Below are 17,042 nucleotides of genomic sequence, written 5' to 3'. Positions count from 1 at the left end.
AATAATATTTAAGCCTGATCAGGAACAATCGCTCCATGTTCTTTGAGCATTTTTTTGACATCCTCAATAGGAACTTCAGCAGGAGTGGTTCCATTTTTACTTGCTAAAACCGCTGCTACCGCTGCTGCTTGCCCCATTCCCATGCAGGATGCCTGTACCCGCAATGCGGAATTGGACAACCTGTCGCTACTTACACAACGGCCAGCCACAAGAAAGTTTTTGCTGTTTTTAGGTATAAGGGCTCTTAATGGGATGCTTGCCACCACATCAGGTTTTAGAAATTCCTGATAGATGGATTTTCCCTCTCGATGAAGGTCTATAGGGTAGAAGGAATGAGATATAGAGTCTTCAAAGACTTTCCCTTCCACATAATCCAGATGTGTCATTTTATAAACACCATCAATACGATAGGTTTCCCTTACAGCCGTTTCGGTTTTTAAATCCAGTATTCTTACATTTTCACATCCAGGAAAAGTCCGTAGGGTACGCACCAATTCTAGAAAAGTAGCTCTTCCCTGATGATTTGCTGCGGTATGGAATTCAGATGTAGTAGAATCTGCACCCGGTACATATACGTATCCGTAGGGGACAAATGTATGTTCCCTACTTGTTCTGGTTTGGTTTACAAGCATGTTTTGCCTAAGCACACCGTGGTATTGTTTTGGAATTTTTGTTAAATCAAGAGAGTCATAGTCATACCCACCTATTCGAAAGATAAGTGAACCTGGCTGAGTGTCCGCTTCTCTTAGCACATCAAAACCCGCCATTGAGGCAATCAAAGCATTGCCCGTACAATCTATTATTTGATTACAAGTGATTTGAGTTGAAGTCCCTTTTCCAACGGTTTCTACGATCCACTTTCCTTTTTTAAACTCAATGGATGTTGGCGTTTCATAATACCGGATATTGACACCAGCTTCCAGGCATTTTTCTTCAGCCAGTAGAGTGTACAAAGGGGCATTTACCGTCACCTGATGTTTCCAGTGCCGATCAGGTAAAATAGAAAAATTTGGTAATTTATCTCCATTGAGTTGAACACAATCCATTACCAGTTCCCAGCCGATTCCACCTATGATCTGTTTGCCCCAGGCATGGAATATTCCGGGAAATGCAACACCACCAGTTGTGGTGGTTCCACCAAGTTGACTTCCACTTTCGATGAGAATGGTTTGAGCACCAGCTCTACCCGACTGAATGGCTGCTATCGTTCCGGCGGTTCCACCACCTACTACCAAAATATCAGTAACCAGTCCGTTCCTTTTGATTTCGTAGGGAGCAACTAATTTCTCCGCTTTTGAAAACGAAGGAGTTGCAATGCCAAGAGATAATGCTCCCAACGATTTGATCATCTTTCTTCTTTCTATCTTTTCCATTCTTTTTCTATCAAAAAAAGAACCTATCGTCTTGAGCTTTGGACGATAGGTTCTTGACTTATTATTTTGTTTTTAATAACCAGGGTTTTGATCCTCGGGTCTCATGGCTCCATTCAATTCCAACTCCACCGTAGGAATTGGCCATAAATAGTGCTTTTCTTCAATATTAATCCCTTTAACATCCAGAATAGTTGCAGCTGCTTTACCGGTTCTTTTGAGGTCAAACCACCTTTTACCTTCAAAAATAAATTCATACGCCCTTTCTTGCAGCACAAGATCGACAAAAGAACTGGCATCATAATCGGCGGTATTGAAATCTACAACAGAAGGAACTTCAGGATCGTAACCAAAACTTCGTCTATGTACTTTGTTAAGTACCTCCATGGCTTCAGTAGTCAAGTTGTTTGAGGCTCTGGTAGCCGCTTCTGCATATATTAATAGTGCTTCTGCATAACGGTATATTGGGAGATCATTCCCTGCTCCTGTTCTGTCTGCAGCCTGGTTATCTATATATTTTTTTGAAACCAATGTAGTTGCTCCCAAGCCAAAGCTGATCTGATCCCAAAGTGATTTGCGAAGGTCATCATCGTCCCATGTTTCATAGAACTTATTACTGGCATCACTATAATGTGCATAAGCTCCTCCAAAATTAAATAGTCCAGTACTTGGATGGTTTAATACAAAAAGTATCCAGTTGCCAAAGCCTGGCTGACGGGTGTATTTGAAAGAGAAAATTTCTTCAGAAGAAGTAAGCAATTCAGGGCCAAAAAGATTGTTTTGTATATCCTCAATATCCGAAGTTGGCACCAAATTAAATTTATTGGATTTGATAACTTCATCAGCTTTATCACGAGCTTCAGCATACATCCCAAGGTTTAAATAAACATCTGCCAAAAGCATTTTGGCTGCATACACTGTTGGTCTTCCTATGTCTTTTGGATCCTCAGGAAGGTGCTTTTCTGCTTCGAGCAAATCACTTATGACAAAATCATACACTTCTGCAGACGTACTCTTTTTGGCATCAATATCGTTCATGTTTAGCTCTGTTCTCAGAGGTACTCCGTCCCAGCCCCTTACCAAATCAAAATAAGCCATTCCCCTCAAAAATTTAGCTTCCCCTACAATCTTATCTATGTCTGTTTGTGCTACTGAAGAAGCTTCCGGCGCATTTTTAATAATAAAGTTGGCATTTCTTATGCTTAAATAAAACTCGTTCCACCTTCCTGCTGCAACATTGATATTGCCAGAGTTAAACCCTGAAAAACTGTTGTAATTGGCACGGCTTCCTCTGCCATAACCCCAGTCGGTGTGGGCATCTAATACTGCAATAAATTCTGCTCTGCCTCCTCGCATTGGAGAGTAAATTGCATTTACTCCGGCTTCTAATTCTTCTGCTGTATTATAGAACAATTCTGCCGCTACTGCCTTAGGTTCTTCTTCCAGCATGTCTTCGCATGAGATGCACAAAGCAACCATAACCAGACTCAGAATACTGAGAATTTTGGTTCTAAGTGGGCTATAAAAGTATTTATTTATTGTTTTAATATTTTTCATGTCATTTGTTTTTAGTTGATCTGATGTTAAAATCACCATTTACTACAATCCAACCCTAACTCCGATGGTCAACGTTTTTGGAATAGGGTAAGTAAAATGATCAATCCCCGGCTGGCTTGCTCCTCTCGAATTAACTTCAGGATCCCACCAGGAATACTTGGTAAGAGTCAACAAATTTTGTCCACTCAAATAAAATTGAGCCTTTCTTAGCCAATTGCTTTCAATTGGAAGGGTATAGGCCAATTCGATGTTCCTCAAACGTAAATAAGAACCGTCCTCAATCCATCGGTCTGATGCATAGGCATCCGTATTCCTGCTAATCAGAGGATACCTGGCATTCGTGTTTTGTGGAGTCCAATGATCCAGGAACACTCCTCTTGGTGCATTTAAGCCCTGACCAAAATCATTCGTCAAAGGAATCAAACTGGCATTGAAAATGTCATTGCCTTGAGAACCTTGAATGAACAATGAAAGTTCAAAGTTTTTATAAGACATATTTGAATTGAATCCATAAATAAAGTCAGGATTAGCATCTCCAATAAAAGTTTTGTCATCAGAGTTGATAATTTCATCTTCATTTGTATCTACTATTTTAATATACCCTTCGTCATCATATCCATCTTCCTTAAAACCCCAAAACTGTCCTATCGGATATCCTTCTTTGAGAATCTGAACCCTATCATTGATAGCCAGAACAGATACACTTGAAGTAAAGATGTCTTCTCCATTATGCAGTTTGGTTACCTTGTTTCTGTTGATCGAAATGTTGGAATACAGTTCCCAGTTAAAATCACCTGTCAGAATTTTCGCAGTAACACCCAGCTCAACCCCTTTGTTTTGTACAGAACCTATATTTTGAATGGTAGAAGTATAACCTAATGAACTAGGGAGTAGTACCGTGTTGAGCAGATCACTGGTATTCTTAATATAATAATCTGCGGTAATGAAAATCCTATTCTCCAACAAGCTTAAATCAAATCCAAAGTCGAATTGTTCTGTTGTTTCCCATCGAAGATCCCCTGGCAATCTGGTGCCTGGAGCGAAGGTGTTGTATAGTTGGTCATTGAGAACTGTAAGGCCGGAAGACAGCAGGTTTAGCGTGGTATAAGGGCTGATTGCCTGACTACCTGTTCGTCCCCAGCTTGTACGGATTTTTAAATCAGAAATAAGGTTTATGCCCTTCATGAATTCCTCATCACCAAGTCTCCAAGCCAGAGCAGCCGATGGAAAATACCCCCATTTGTTGTCTTTGCTATATCTCGATGAACCATCGGTACGGAAGCTCAAAGTCATTAGGTACTTGTTGTTGAAGGCATAATTTACCCGCCCCAAATACGAGCTCAATACGGATTTTGAATATCCTGTTGATGGAATTCCCGGTGTTTCAGACGACTCCAGGCTATGTGATTGAAATACATCACTCAAGAAACCTGTTCCACTGGCTGCAAGTGATGTGGATACAAAGTCCTGATATGTAAATCCTGCTACTACAGAAATTTGATGTTTTTCGTTGAGGGTTTTGCTGTAGCTTAGGGTATTCTCACTTAACAAACTTCTGAATTGACTTGTGCTCACACTAGCTGATCCGGAAGAGTTGTGAAAATTACGAGTAGTATAAGCATCAGTACGATCATCTCTGTTTTCAATACCTCCAGATACCTTTAGGGTCAAATCGGGAGTGATTTTGTAGAAAAGAGAAGCATTGGTGAGCACTACATTGGCTTTAACTTCTCGTTGCTGTTCGTTGATAAAATTCAATGGATTTAAGACATCAACAGGAACAAAGGGATATGCATTTCCCAAAACAGTATATGAGCCGTCTTCATTGTATGGTTTGGAAATAGGAGCAGCTGCAATAGCAGCACCTATAAGTGAGTTTCCTCTGGATCCACCACCACTGTCTTTTCTCTTTGTATTCAGGTATGATAAAGAATTGGACAACTGTAAGCTAATTTTTTTGCTTATTTTATGATTGAAATTGGTGCTGAGTGAATACCTGTTGTAATCGCTTCCCTTTATGATGCCTTCCTGACCAAAAACACTACCTCCTATAGAATACTGAGTACTTTCACTGCCTCCATTTATATTGATCGAAGAGGATTTAATTGGTGCTTTTTGGAAAACCAAATCCTGCCAATCAAAACCTTCGCCAAAAGCATCTATTTCCTGTTGGGTAAAATATGGTGCTACATTATCATTTTCGGCCTGAAGATTTGCTACGGTAGCATATTCTTCTCCATTCATCAAATCTAATTTTGACCTTAGAGTTTGTACACTATAGCTGGACTCAATATCTACTTTTGTTATTCCGGCTTTGCCTCTTTTGGTCGTAACTAATACCACACCATTGGCTCCACGAGAGCCATAAATTGCCGTTGCGGATGCATCTTTTAATATTTCAATACTTTCAATATCAGAGTTATTAATATTCGTTGGGTTTCCGGAATATGGAAATCCATCAACCACGTACAATGGCTCATTGCCTCCTTGTATGGAATTGGTTCCTCTGATTCTTACGCTGACACCAGCACCAGGAGCACCAGTAGATTGAATCACCTGCACTCCTGCCACTCTACCTGCCATTGCCTGCATCATAGAACTTGCCGGATAAGAATTAATCTCTTTGGATTTCACTTGTCCCACAGACCCTGTCAGATCACTCTTTTTCACAACACCATAGCCTACGACAACAATCTCCTCCAACTGTTCTGCATCCAATACCAATTGAGTATCGATGGTACTTCTGCCTCCAACAATTACCTCCTGAGTAATGTACCCAACAAAGGAAATGGTAAGTATGGATTCATCCGAAGTAGTCACTTTAAAATTACCATCTATGTCACTCGTAGTTCCCTGAGCAGTGCCCTTAATAACTATAGATGCTCCAGGCAGTCCATCTCCGTTTTCATCTGTGATTTTTCCTGACACCTCAATATCTGTAAGGACTTGAATCAGCTCCTCCTCTTTTGCAAGTGAAAAATGGTTGTTTTGTTTCTGTACATTGATATTCTTATTGACCTGTTTGAATGTGAGGCCGGATTTTTTAGAAATATCCATTAACACATTGTACAAAGCATCTTCTTTATAGTTGCCATTCACCCTGACTCTTTTGTCAAGGTCTTTTTTATCGAATACAAAGTTGTAATCTGAAAGCTTTTCTATTTTTTCAAATACGGTAATCAGATTATCGTCAGAAAAATCAATACTTACATTTACTTCTTTTACACTTGTAGCTTTTTGTGCATTGCTTTCACCAGCTGCCAAAAGCAGCCCATAAAGAAGAAACTGAAGGGATAAACCGTAGAATGAGTACATTACAACTTTTTTAAATAGGAGTAATCGTCTAAATTTCATAATTTTGATATGTTTTAATGTGAAGAAAAATACATTGGAACGTTTCCTTCCATTTGAAATGTCTTGCTTCGAAACTTCGCATTTCAGTAGGAAAGAATTTAACCAGCAGTGCTCCTGGAGCATTGCTGTTTTTTTATGTGGAATTGATCATTTTCATTATATAGTTTTTTAGTATTTGATTAAAATATTTTTTTCATCGATAGAGTACTGAAATTTTTCGGAATAACTCAAAGAGCGCAACACATTTTCCAGAGATTCATTGTCAAATTTTGCCGTAATATTCCAGTTTCTGGAGTTTTCGTTTGCAGTGTCAATATCTACACCATACCACCTTTCCAATTTGGAAATCACCATTTCCGTATCTGCGTTTTTAAAGTAAATAATACCTTTCGACCAGGCTGTTACTTCTTCTATGTCGAAGAGTGTTTTGGTATATCCGCTGATAGGGCTGTAGGTCAGTTCTTCTCCCGGCTCTAGCAGGTGTGCATCAGAAGTGCCATCATCTTTACTCAATTCATCAATCCTTACTTTACCCGTAGTTAGAGAGACCTTCACCTGTTTTGTATTGGAAAATGCCAGTATATTAAAAGAAGTACCAAGAGCTGTTGTGCTAATATTTCCGGTTTTAACTATAAAAGGTCTTTTAGCATCTTTAGCTACTTCAAAAAATGCTTCTCCTTCTAATATCAATTCTCTTTTGTCAGAACTGAAAGGCTTGGAATAACTGAGTTTGCTGTTAGCATTGAGTGTTACTTTAGACCCGTCGTTGAGGTAGATAGTAGATTTTTGTCCTTTAGGGTTTTCTTTGGTGATTATATCAAAGCTGCTTAGTGTTTCTTCAGACTGTATTCTATTGTAAATGAATACAGACAAAGCCACTAATATTGCCACAGATGCGGCTATTTTTAACAAGCCAAAATAATTTCTACGTTTCTTTTTGTCACTTTCTTTTGCGGCAAGGGTGTATGGATTGATCGGGATTATATTGTCAATTTCCGAATCGTCACCCGCCTCAGTTGCATCTATAGCAGATTCAATATTGAGTCCCATCTGATGCATTTCCTCTTTGCTCAACTGATGCTTTTCTACAGGTAAATTATGGATGAGTGCAATGGCTGATTTTATAGTTTCTACTTTATCAGGATGGTTTACCATCCACTCCTTCCAGTAGAGGTTAGATTCTTTTTCAGGGTTGATCACCCAATCCCTAAACTCCTTATCTAAAACAAAATCTTCCGTAGTATATGATGTGTATGACATTTCTTACTGCTTTACATACCCTAAGGAAGGCTGAGTCGAAAAGTTATCCTTCAAAACGGAATTTTTTTTTAATCAATAGAATTCTCCGATGTTTGCATCGGGGTAAATTGCGGAAAGTTTGAAAAACGTTAGATTTTTCATCAAAAAAACACTCCTCTGAATACCCCGTCAGCTTGCTACGGGGATATTTATTATGAAATTATCCTGTGGGAAACCTTTTCCAATTTATCAAAACATACTTTAAAGACGGTATGAAAAGAACTCTGTGAAGACTACAGAAACTTTTGCCAGAAAGTAAGCAAAGCAGATAAATCCAAAGCTGTTTTTGTAGATAAAACCTAATGCTTCGCAAAAAACTTAAGAAATATTACTATAAAAGGAATGGCGAGCAATAAGCCATCGAACCTGTCCAGAAAGCCACCATGTCCAGGTAGTTTTGTGCCGGAATCTTTGATGTCCATGCTTCTTTTAAAGAGTGACTCTACGAGATCGCCATATGTGCCTCCCACTATCGTAAGGACGGATATTACTATCCATTTCCAAAGCTGTAAATCTACGAAAAAATAGGAGATGCCTACAGCAAAAGCTAAGGAGAGGATAGCACCACCCAGACTTCCTTCCCAGGATTTTTTAGGAGATACACTCTCAAACAATTTTCTTTTTCCAAACAATGTGCCTGCAAAGTAAGCCCCGGTATCACTTGCCCACAGAATCAGGAATATTCCGATAATGATTTTCGGGTTATAAACCCCAAGAGTATATGCCGCCGCTCCAAGCAGAGAGAATGGCAAAGCCACATAAAAAATGCCCAGAAAGGTAAAAGCGATATTTCTGAAAGGGTACATTTCCCCCTTTTTATAAAGCTTTATAAAGTAGATGATGGAAGTAAGTGGAAAGAGAAGGAAGAGCCACTCACCTTTGATTTTACCTGCTTCGATACAAAAAGCAATAGTAAAAAGAATGCCTCCGACTATTGCTCCATATGTTTTTAATGGAATGTAACCGCCTTGTATCAAAAGCTTATAAAATTCCAACTGCGTGATGAGTGTGCCAAAGAGAAAGATGGCAAAGAATCCCCATTCACTTATGGCAATGAGCCAAATCATAAGTGCTGCACCGATAATACCCGTCACCAACCTTTTGGCCAGTTCGGAAAATTTTTTTTCAGAAGTTGATGTCATCCGTTATGATTTTAATAGCCAATAAAACGTCGTTGGTTTCGACATGAACTTCATATTGACCAAAGTGATAAGTTGAATCTTTTTTGTTTACCAAAACTGGTTTTAGCCCTTTATCTTCCAATACTGATTTTACGATTTCTGCACGGTACTCCTGATTGTCGGAAAACACTTTTTGCCATTTACTCATTCGCTGGGTTGCCTACGGGATTCATTTGTTTGTAAAAATACACAAAGAGCACTGCCCCTATAATAGCAAATATTCCAACAGATTCCAAAGGTACAGTTTCTGTATTTTCAATGTCGTATGATACCATATCATTTTGGTGTAAATAAATCATCAGAAGGGTAAATCCGTTGTTGACAAAGTGGGCGATTATTGAATAAACCAAATTGCCTGAGTACACAAATAAATAACCAAACAGAGCACCCAATAGCATTCTGGGAACAAAACCAAAAAACTGAAAATGGAAAGTACTAAAAAAGATAGCTGCCAACCATACTGCTACATGCACATTTCCCGATATCCTTAATACCTGTCTTTGGATTACTCCCCTAAAAAGTAATTCTTCACCAATAGCCGGTACTATGGCAATCACTATTATTGAAAAAAGGAAATATGGGATGGTATCGAAATCTGTAAAATAGTCTGTTAAGACTTTTCCCCGGTCTTCCATTTCTCTGGCTATAGTCGCAATGCTTTCCGGAAATTCTATATTCATATTCCATTCTATAAACACACTATTGACAACCATAAAAGCCAATACAAGAAGGCTTGTTGTCAATGCTGCTACCGGATTAATATTATCGAATCGAAAATAGAGCTGAAACATTCTGTCTTCATACTGCCAAATGAAATAGAGCGGTACCAATACGAAGGCAGAGAGGGAGGTAAGGAATTGAACGGTGAGCAGGGCTCCTTTAAGATGAGGGAATAAGTCAGGCTGACTAAAGGCCGATGTAACATCAGAGTAATCTGCTCCTACGGCAAGCGAAACCAGATATGAAAATAAAAGAGGAGAAACCAAAGCAGTGCCAAATGAAAGCAAGACTATGATCAATAAAGATACCCAGGGATTTTTTTCCGTTTGTGGTGAATTGAGCATAATTGACGTAAATTTGCGACAAAAATATACTTATCACTTGGATAAAGTAATACAGAATGGTAAAAATTGGTGATCTTGAATTGGGTGAATTCCCGTTGTTGCTTGCCCCTATGGAGGATGTGAGTGACCCCCCTTTTCGTGCTGTTTGCAAAGAAAATGGAGCGGATTTGATGTACACCGAATTTATTTCAGCCGAAGGACTCATCCGGGATGCAACTAAAAGCGTGGCAAAACTGGATATTTATGATTACGAGCGTCCGATTGGTATTCAGATTTTTGGTGATAAAATAGAATCAATGAGAGAGGCTGCTGCTGTTGCAGAAGCTGCCAATCCGGAAATCATAGACATTAATTATGGTTGTCCGGTAAAAAAAGTGGCTTGCAAAGGAGCAGGAGCAGGTATTTTGCTTGACTTGCCAAAGATGCAATCCATGACAGCAGAGATTGTGAAGCGAGTGGATAAACCAGTCACCGTAAAAACAAGGCTTGGATGGGATGACAGTACCATAAAAATCATCGAAGTAGCTAAACGGCTGCAAGATGTAGGTATCCAGGCACTGACCATACATGGCCGAACCCGCCAGCAAATGTACAAGGGAGAAGCCAATTGGAATTACATTGCAGAAGTAAAAAACCATCAGGATATTCATATTCCTATTTTTGGTAATGGCGATATTGACTCTCCGGAGAAGGCTCTGGAGTATAAAAATAAATATGGAGTGGATGGTATAATGATCGGAAGGGCAGCTATTGGTTATCCGTGGATATTTAATGAGATCAAAGAATACCTTTTGACTGGAAGAAAACTCCCATCCCCAGACTTAAAGGAAAGAGTGGATGTTGCTAAAAAACACCTTCAGTTTTCAGTAGAGTGGAAAGGTGAAAAAACAGGTATTTTTGAAATGAGAAGGCACTACACCAACTATTTTAGAGGCATTCCAAATTTCAAACCTTTTAGATCACGTCTGGTTGAATCACCTACCTATGAAGACACTGTTGCCATACTCGACGAAGTGGAAGAAGTATTTGGCATGGTTAACGTTTTTTCTGAATGACAGCCAATGCTCAATCCGGTAAATTACTGGCTTGGATAATGCTTGCTTCTATTTCTCTTATTTGGGGAACATCGTTTATTTTAATCAAAAAAAGCCTTTTGGTATTTACTCCCGGAGAATTGGGAGCACTGAGAATTACAATGGCATTTTTGGCATTACTGCCTGTGGCTATTCGCAATATTCCAAAATTACCAAAAGGTAAACTACCACTTCTATTCCTCTTAGGAATGAATGGAAGCTTTATTCCGGCATTTCTTTTTGCCATAGCTCAAACAAAAATCAACAGTTCTATTGCCGGGGTAATTAATGCTATTACACCGATTTTTGTCATACTTATAGGCTTTTTACTTTTTAGACACAAAGTCAAATGGATGAATATTGTTGGTATTCTTTTTGGTTTTTCCGGAACGGTGATTCTTCTCTTGGGTGCATCTTATTTCAATTTGTCCGGCATCAATTACTACGCACTTTTCGTGGTTTTAGCCACATTGCTCTACGGAACCAACATCAACCTGATCAAACAATATACACCTGATATGAGGGCAATTGACATTACCGCCATTTCGTTGTTTCTGACCAGTCCTTTTTGTTTTTTATATCTGTTTGGATTTACTGATTTTCTTGGAAAAATAAGCTTAGAGTCAGAGTTTTTAACTGCTTTTTCTTATGTTTCCATACTGGGAATAGTTGGTACCGCAGGGGCTCTTATATTGTTCAACCGATTAATTCAAATTTCCAGTCCCATATTTGCCAGTTCTGTCACCTACCTCATTCCGATGGTTGCGATTGCGTGGGGGCTTTTAGATGGCGAGCACCTTAATTTCTATCAATTTATTGGAATGGGAGTTGTTTTGGGTGGGGTTTGGATGGCCAATAGGAAGTAATGCAAAAGCCAATAGATCAAAGATGCCTGTTTTTGAATGTAAATATTCTTCTAAATTAGCATCACATTTAATAAGAGTATGGAAACAGATTATTTCAATTTAACTGCAAAAGATGGTGCTGAGCTTAAAGCCATTGCTTGGAGTAGCCCCGATCCAAAGGCCGTCTTATGTATTGTACATGGATTGGGAGAGCATAGTGGCAGGTACCAGCATGTAGCGGAGTTTTTTGTTGAAAATAATATTTCTGTTTTTGCTTTTGATTTACGTGGACATGGTAAGTCTGAAGGAAAAAGAGGACATACTCCATCACATGAAATCTTGTTGGATGATGTGGAGGAAATTTTAAAAGCAGCAAGAGCGGAATACAATGATTTGCCTTTGTTTTTATATGGACATAGTTTCGGAGGAAATATTGTCGCTAATTATACACTCATAAGAAACACAAACGAACTATCTGGTGCCATCCTGTCTTCTTCCTGGCTGAAAGCTCAAATTCAGCCTTCTGCTTTAGAGTTTAAAGTAGCTAAAATAATAAATAAGATTTTTCCTTCCTTTACCCAAGGAAGTAGGTTTTCGTCTTCTATGCTCACTAAGGATGCTGCCTGCAACGATGCTTATGAAAACGATCCATTGGTACATAGAAAGATGTCCGTGAGGCTTGGATTGGAATCGTATGATGCTGGCCGTTGGGCTATAAAGAATGCATCACGGCTTAAAATACCGACATTGGTATGGCATGGGTCTGAGGATGAAATCACTTCTTCTGAAGGCTCGAAACAATTCGCAGAAAATGCCGGTAGTTCGGCATCATTCAAATTATGGGAAGGCGTAAAACACGAACCGCATAACGACCTGGAAAAAGAGGAAGTTTTGAATTACCTTCTTGAATGGATTTTAATGACAATGAAATCCTGATTTCTGGTCTGGATTTAAAGACCAACTAATCCAAGTACCGTGGAGGATTCAGGGACATCATTGTAATGCCATTTTCCTACCACTGTACCATTATCAAGCAACCAAAGTCCGGGATTGGATCTGGTGATGGTTTTGAGTACTGTTGCATCCGTATAGTAGAAGGGAGAACTGAAGCCTGTTTCGTCTTGAAATAGTTTGAATGTTTCAGCATCGGAAGCAGTAAGAGCAATTACCTCTACCTGATCTCCTAGTGATGTTTGAAGATTTACTACTTCGGAAAAGCTTTCCTTATTGGTTTTGGATACATCGTAAATAACAAGGAACAGCTTTTTGCCAACAAACATATCTTCTGTATAGTCACCGTCATCATTCCATATAGCAAAGTCTGTGATTTTAGGAAGTACCTCAGGGTTGGTCAGTACCATTTCCTTGTATTTGTAAGTGGTATCTGTGGGATAAGTTTCAAACTTAAATTCCTTCCCGTCTTTTTCCATAATGTATTCATAAATCAACTCGGAAGAGGATTGCATATTCGCAGGAATATTGTTTCCTATTTTGTAAGCCCGAAAGTCAATATAAGGAAGGTGTTTTACTGCATATACTGCAAGTCCGATATTCAATGCTGTAAAAATAAGAAGCACATAATCGGATGTTTTCTGGGCTTTGAGTGATTGCTGGGTAGTACTGAAGATGAACAAAAAGATACTCATAACCACCAGTATGATGTCTTTATAAAAAGACTGCCAGGGGGTAAGTTTTATAGCATCACCAAAGCATCCACAATCGGTTACTTTGTTGAAATATGCAGAATAAAAAGTGAGGAACGTAAAGAAGAATATCAATACAATCAGCACGATAAATGAAATGCTGGTTCTGTAATTCAGAATGATGGCCAGACCCAGTACTACCTCCAACACACATAAAAATATAGCAATTGGCAGGGCGTAAGGAACAAAAATGTGAAAGAAAGAGCCAAAGTCTGAACTAAATACCTCAAAGTACTCCTCCATTTTTATGGCTGTACCCACAGGGTCATTTATTTTGATTAAACCTGAAAAAATAAAAAGTCCTCCGACTAAAAACCTTACAATTGCTGCGATTACATTCATATTAATATAGTTTTCGTTTTGGAAAATTAATCTTTTCCTGTTTGTTTCAGTTAAAATCTAATTTTGTTAACAAGGTTTTAACAATCACACAAACCCCATTTTTATCAAGGCAAACACCGAATAGTTGATCATGTCTTGGTAGTTAGCCACAACTCCTTCCGAAATCAACGTTCGTCCATTGTTGTCTTCTATTTGCTTAGTCCTCAAGAGCTTCATCAGGATGATGTCTGTGATGGAAGATACCCTCATTTCCCTCCAGGCTTCCCCGTAATCATGGTTTTTGTTCTTGAGCAGGTTTAGAGTGTCCTCAGCAATTTCATCATAGAGCGGTTCCAGTTTGGAATATTCTATTTCCAGTTCAGTGTTTGATTCCAGTTTTGTCTGGATCACCGCCATGATGCAGTAATTGATGATGGCAACAAATTCTCCGGAGATTCCTTCATCCACTTTTTGTGTGCCCTTTTCCTGTATTGACCTGATTCTTTGGGCTTTTATATAAATCTGGTCTGTGATAGATGGAAGTCTCAGTATCCTCCAGGCGGTACCATAATCCTTGGTTTTCTTTTCAAAAATATCTTTACAAGCCTTTATAACTTGAGTATATTCGCCAATTGTAGTTTCTTCCACTTTCTAAATCTTTTTCATAAAAAAATCATCCAAAATTAACCAAATCGGATTCAATTACCAGACTACCCATGCCAAAATCATCTTTAAATATAAATGGATCTCTATTGGATATTTCAAGCCCTGTCGTAATGGGAATTATCAACCTTACAGCTGATTCGTTTTATGATGGTGGAAAAATAAAAAACGACCAAGACCTGTTGGGTAAAGCTGAAAAAATGCTGTCTGAAGGAGCTGCTATTTTGGATGTAGGGGCATATTCGAGCAGACCTGGAGCGGTGGATATTCCAGTAGAAACAGAAGCAAATAATGCCATTCATGGGGTAGAATCTATACTTAAAGAATTTCCCGAAGCGGTAATTTCAATAGATACATTCCGTTCCGAGGTTGCTAAACAAACTATAGAAAATGGCGTATCAATTGTCAATGACATTTCCGCCGGAGGACTTGATGATAAGATGTTTGAAACTGTTGCTGACCTCAAAGTACCATACATTATGATGCATATGAGAGGAAATCCTCAGACAATGTCAAAATTAACCGTATATGATAACCTGATTTCAGAAATAATTGATTATTTTAATGCCCGAATAAAATTGTTAAATGCCCAGGGTGTATCGGATGTCATCATAGATCCCGGTTTCGGATTTGCAAAGACCCTCGATCAAAATTTTGAATTATTAAACAAGTTGGAATTATTAAACTTTTTGGACAAACCAATTCTATGTGGTGTATCCAGAAAGTCGATGATATGGAAGTCGCTGGGGATAACTGCCGATGAGGCACTCAACGGGACTACCGCATTGAACAATACCTGCCTCATGAAAGGGGCATCAATTTTGCGTGTGCACGATGTTAAGGAAGCTATGGAAACCATTGAATTGTATAAACTAACTATAAGCAATTGATTTTAGGATTTCAAATAGGGTTTTTAGAAATAAGCTGGGTCGATTTAATTGATATCGGCATGGTGAGTATTTTGCTTTATCAGATCTACAAACTGATGAAGGGAAGTGTAGCCATCAAAATCTTTCTTGGTTTCTTATTTCTCTATTTATTATTTCTTGTGGTGAAAGCCGCTAACATGGAGTTGCTCAGTAGTATTTTGGGTCAGTTTATGGGTGTTGGTGTGATAGCAGTCATTGTTCTTTTCCAGCAGGAAATAAGGAAGTTTTTATTGCTTTTAGGTAAAACTACTTTGTTTGATGAAGGAAATATCATCAAAAGCCTCAAGCAGCTCTGGAGAGATAAATATGACAATGAGCACCTGAATGTTACTCCCGTAATTGAAGCGATCAAATCTATGGGAGGATCAAATACAGGTGCATTAATAGTTTTCTCCAGAAACTCAGAATTGAAATTTTATGCCAATTCCGGAGACAGACTGGATGCTTTGGTTTCAAAAAGATTATTACTTTCTATATTCAACCGCCATAGTCCTTTGCATGATGGTGCTGTAATTATCAATAATAATAATATCATTGCAGCAAGGTGTATCTTGCCTGTTTCCGAGCAAGACAACCTTCCGGCAATTTACGGATTGCGTCACAGGGCTGCTCTTGGAATGTCGGAGGCAACAGATAGTTTGACAATTATTGTCTCAGAGGAGACAGGTCAGTTGTCGTGTGCCCGTGCCGGATTTATGGAATTTAATCTTTCTACTCAGGAAGTGAGAAACCGTATCAATGAATACCTTTACAACAAAGAAACAGAGCAGGATAAAGACACTAAAAACAAAGATGCGTCTGTTCTTGAAAAGTTGAAATCCAAAAACAAAGCAGCAGAAGACAAGATTAAGGTTGCTACTTAACAAAAGAGTGTTTTCTGAGTCAAACCTTCAGGGTAAACGCATTTAAAAATAAAACCTCCTTACCCTACCAGTTGCGGTATCTTTTAAAGTCACAGTCAACCCTAAGAGACCCCTGAATACCCGTCTGCCGATGAGGCAGGGGTTCAGGGAATAGTAAGAATTTTTAAATGCGCTTACCCTGATAAATAGCAAATTTTTCACCAAATCTAATTGCATCTTTTTTACTTTTGCCAAAAAATTAGAAGATGATCCAAAGAATTCAATCCATATTTCTTTTGCTGGTAGCCGTAACAATGATAACGATGTTGTTTTTTCCACTGTGGCAAAAAGTAGATACTGACAATAAAGAAAAAATTACACTGACTGCCTGGGAAGTTGTTCATGATAAAGCCAATGCGGAAACACAAGAAGCTGAAATAATAAGTAAATCTCCCGTTTATCCGGTAGCAGGATTGGCGGTATTAGCGGCAATTATTGCCGTTTTTTCTATTTTCAAATATGAAAACAGATTAATGCAAATGAAACTTGGAGCCCTCAATTCCTTAGTAATAGGAGCTTGTTTGGGTTTTGCTGTTTATTTTATTTTTGATGCAGAAAAAGTGTTGCCACCATTAGCTCCGGCAGCTTATTTGCCGGGTTTTTACTTTTCTGCTACAGCTTTGTTTTTTAATGCCCTGGCCAATAGATTTATTCGCAGAGACGAAAATCTGGTACGCTCGGCGGACAGGATCAGGTAATTCAAATCACAGTTATTGTCCAGAACATATTTTGAGTAGCAGATGGCATAAGTCTGTCAAAATTCTCCTACTATTATGTCAAC

Annotated in this window: 15 protein-coding genes; 6 read left to right on the top strand and 9 right to left on the bottom strand. The window is 38.7% G+C overall.

Annotated elements, in window-relative coordinates; translation table 11 throughout:
- Positions 1-8: 8 nt before the first annotated feature.
- The 7 genes from AAOP42_RS14895 to AAOP42_RS14865 form a co-directional block, all read right to left on the bottom strand.
- Positions 9-1,373 carry an FAD-dependent oxidoreductase gene (locus AAOP42_RS14895; RefSeq protein ID WP_349529336.1) on the bottom strand — a complete coding sequence of 455 codons (1,365 nt, stop codon included), beginning with the start codon at positions 1,371-1,373 and terminating at the stop codon, positions 9-11.
- 72 nt (positions 1,374-1,445) lie between these two features.
- A complete protein-coding gene (locus AAOP42_RS14890; protein ID WP_349529335.1) occupies positions 1,446-2,927 on the bottom strand; it encodes a RagB/SusD family nutrient uptake outer membrane protein in 1,482 nt (493 codons plus the stop codon).
- Between the two features lie 42 nt (positions 2,928-2,969).
- On the bottom strand, positions 2,970-6,242 hold the full coding sequence (locus AAOP42_RS14885) for a SusC/RagA family TonB-linked outer membrane protein (RefSeq protein ID WP_349529334.1): 3,273 nt from the start codon (positions 6,240-6,242) through the stop codon (positions 2,970-2,972).
- Positions 6,243-6,449: 207 nt separating this feature from the next.
- A complete protein-coding gene (locus tag AAOP42_RS14880; RefSeq protein ID WP_349529333.1) occupies positions 6,450-7,541 on the bottom strand; it encodes a FecR family protein in 1,092 nt (363 codons plus the stop codon).
- Positions 7,542-7,879: 338 nt separating this feature from the next.
- Positions 7,880-8,722, bottom strand: a complete 843-nt coding sequence (locus AAOP42_RS14875) for a phosphatidate cytidylyltransferase (RefSeq protein ID WP_349529332.1) — start codon at positions 8,720-8,722, stop codon at positions 7,880-7,882.
- Complete coding sequence (locus tag AAOP42_RS14870; RefSeq protein WP_349529331.1) at positions 8,706-8,909, bottom strand: putative signal transducing protein; 204 nt, start codon at positions 8,907-8,909, stop codon at positions 8,706-8,708. Before AAOP42_RS14870 ends, AAOP42_RS14875 begins: the two co-directional genes overlap by 17 nt.
- The gene (locus AAOP42_RS14865) at positions 8,902-9,825 is read right to left on the bottom strand and encodes a CPBP family intramembrane glutamic endopeptidase (protein ID WP_349529330.1); all 924 of its coding nucleotides are present in this window, start codon (positions 9,823-9,825) and stop codon (positions 8,902-8,904) included. Before AAOP42_RS14865 ends, AAOP42_RS14870 begins: the two co-directional genes overlap by 8 nt.
- A gap of 56 nt (positions 9,826-9,881) precedes the next feature.
- Between AAOP42_RS14865 and dusB the strand changes: the two genes are divergently transcribed.
- The 3 genes from dusB (at position 9,882) to AAOP42_RS14850 (ending at position 12,679) form a co-directional block, all read left to right on the top strand.
- Entirely contained in the window at positions 9,882-10,880 is a 999-nt protein-coding gene (gene dusB / locus AAOP42_RS14860) for a tRNA dihydrouridine synthase DusB (protein WP_349529329.1), read from the top strand.
- Positions 10,877-11,764, top strand: coding sequence for a DMT family transporter (locus tag AAOP42_RS14855; protein ID WP_349529328.1), 888 nt, complete (start codon positions 10,877-10,879; stop codon positions 11,762-11,764). Before dusB ends, AAOP42_RS14855 begins: the two co-directional genes overlap by 4 nt.
- 78 nt (positions 11,765-11,842) lie before the next feature.
- On the top strand, positions 11,843-12,679 hold the full coding sequence (locus AAOP42_RS14850) for an alpha/beta hydrolase (RefSeq protein ID WP_349529327.1): 837 nt from the start codon (positions 11,843-11,845) through the stop codon (positions 12,677-12,679).
- A gap of 14 nt (positions 12,680-12,693) precedes the next feature.
- Here AAOP42_RS14850 and AAOP42_RS14845 read toward each other — a convergent pair whose 3' ends face one another.
- Positions 12,694-13,788 (bottom strand): BT_3928 family protein, encoded by a 1,095-nt coding sequence (locus tag AAOP42_RS14845; protein WP_349529326.1) that lies wholly within the window; start codon positions 13,786-13,788, stop codon positions 12,694-12,696.
- A gap of 84 nt (positions 13,789-13,872) precedes the next feature.
- A complete protein-coding gene (locus tag AAOP42_RS14840) occupies positions 13,873-14,415 on the bottom strand; it encodes a DUF1599 domain-containing protein (RefSeq protein WP_349529325.1) in 543 nt (180 codons plus the stop codon).
- 68 nt (positions 14,416-14,483) lie between these two features.
- Between AAOP42_RS14840 and folP the strand changes: the two genes are divergently transcribed.
- The 3 genes from folP to AAOP42_RS14825 all read left to right on the top strand — a co-directional run bounded on the left by folP (position 14,484) and on the right by AAOP42_RS14825 (position 16,959).
- A complete protein-coding gene (folP, locus tag AAOP42_RS14835; RefSeq protein WP_349529324.1) occupies positions 14,484-15,320 on the top strand; it encodes a dihydropteroate synthase in 837 nt (278 codons plus the stop codon).
- Entirely contained in the window at positions 15,317-16,222 is a 906-nt protein-coding gene (gene cdaA / locus AAOP42_RS14830; RefSeq protein ID WP_349529323.1) for a diadenylate cyclase CdaA, read from the top strand. Before folP ends, cdaA begins: the two co-directional genes overlap by 4 nt.
- 245 nt (positions 16,223-16,467) lie before the next feature.
- Entirely contained in the window at positions 16,468-16,959 is a 492-nt protein-coding gene (locus AAOP42_RS14825; RefSeq protein ID WP_349529322.1) for a DUF4293 domain-containing protein, read from the top strand.
- Positions 16,960-17,042 lie beyond the last annotated feature (83 nt).

Origin of the sequence: Reichenbachiella sp. MALMAid0571, from assembly GCF_040151475.1 — a bacterium.
Classification (GTDB): Bacteria; Bacteroidota; Bacteroidia; order Cytophagales; family Cyclobacteriaceae; genus CAXBNB01.
The sequence above is the reverse complement of the archived record's forward strand: the minus strand, read 5'-3'. Positions and strand labels throughout refer to the sequence as shown.

What these genes read in the sequence shown, in the direction of transcription:
- AAOP42_RS14895 (WP_349529336.1), bottom strand. Translation starts at nt 1,373, where the DNA reads ATGGAAAAGATAGAAAGAAGAAAGATGATCAAATCGTTGGGAGCATTA.
- AAOP42_RS14890 (WP_349529335.1), bottom strand. Translation starts at nt 2,927, where the DNA reads ATGAAAAATATTAAAACAATAAATAAATACTTTTATAGCCCACTTAGA.
- AAOP42_RS14885 (WP_349529334.1), bottom strand. Translation starts at nt 6,242, where the DNA reads ATGTACTCATTCTACGGTTTATCCCTTCAGTTTCTTCTTTATGGGCTG.
- AAOP42_RS14880 (WP_349529333.1), bottom strand. Translation starts at nt 7,541, where the DNA reads ATGTCATACACATCATATACTACGGAAGATTTTGTTTTAGATAAGGAG.
- AAOP42_RS14875 (WP_349529332.1), bottom strand. Translation starts at nt 8,722, where the DNA reads ATGACATCAACTTCTGAAAAAAAATTTTCCGAACTGGCCAAAAGGTTG.
- AAOP42_RS14870 (WP_349529331.1), bottom strand. Translation starts at nt 8,909, where the DNA reads ATGAGTAAATGGCAAAAAGTGTTTTCCGACAATCAGGAGTACCGTGCA.
- AAOP42_RS14865 (WP_349529330.1), bottom strand. Translation starts at nt 9,825, where the DNA reads ATGCTCAATTCACCACAAACGGAAAAAAATCCCTGGGTATCTTTATTG.
- dusB (WP_349529329.1), top strand. Translation starts at nt 9,882, where the DNA reads ATGGTAAAAATTGGTGATCTTGAATTGGGTGAATTCCCGTTGTTGCTT.
- AAOP42_RS14855 (WP_349529328.1), top strand. Translation starts at nt 10,877, where the DNA reads ATGACAGCCAATGCTCAATCCGGTAAATTACTGGCTTGGATAATGCTT.
- AAOP42_RS14850 (WP_349529327.1), top strand. Translation starts at nt 11,843, where the DNA reads ATGGAAACAGATTATTTCAATTTAACTGCAAAAGATGGTGCTGAGCTT.
- AAOP42_RS14845 (WP_349529326.1), bottom strand. Translation starts at nt 13,788, where the DNA reads ATGAATGTAATCGCAGCAATTGTAAGGTTTTTAGTCGGAGGACTTTTT.
- folP (WP_349529324.1), top strand. Translation starts at nt 14,484, where the DNA reads ATGCCAAAATCATCTTTAAATATAAATGGATCTCTATTGGATATTTCA.
- AAOP42_RS14825 (WP_349529322.1), top strand. Translation starts at nt 16,468, where the DNA reads ATGATCCAAAGAATTCAATCCATATTTCTTTTGCTGGTAGCCGTAACA.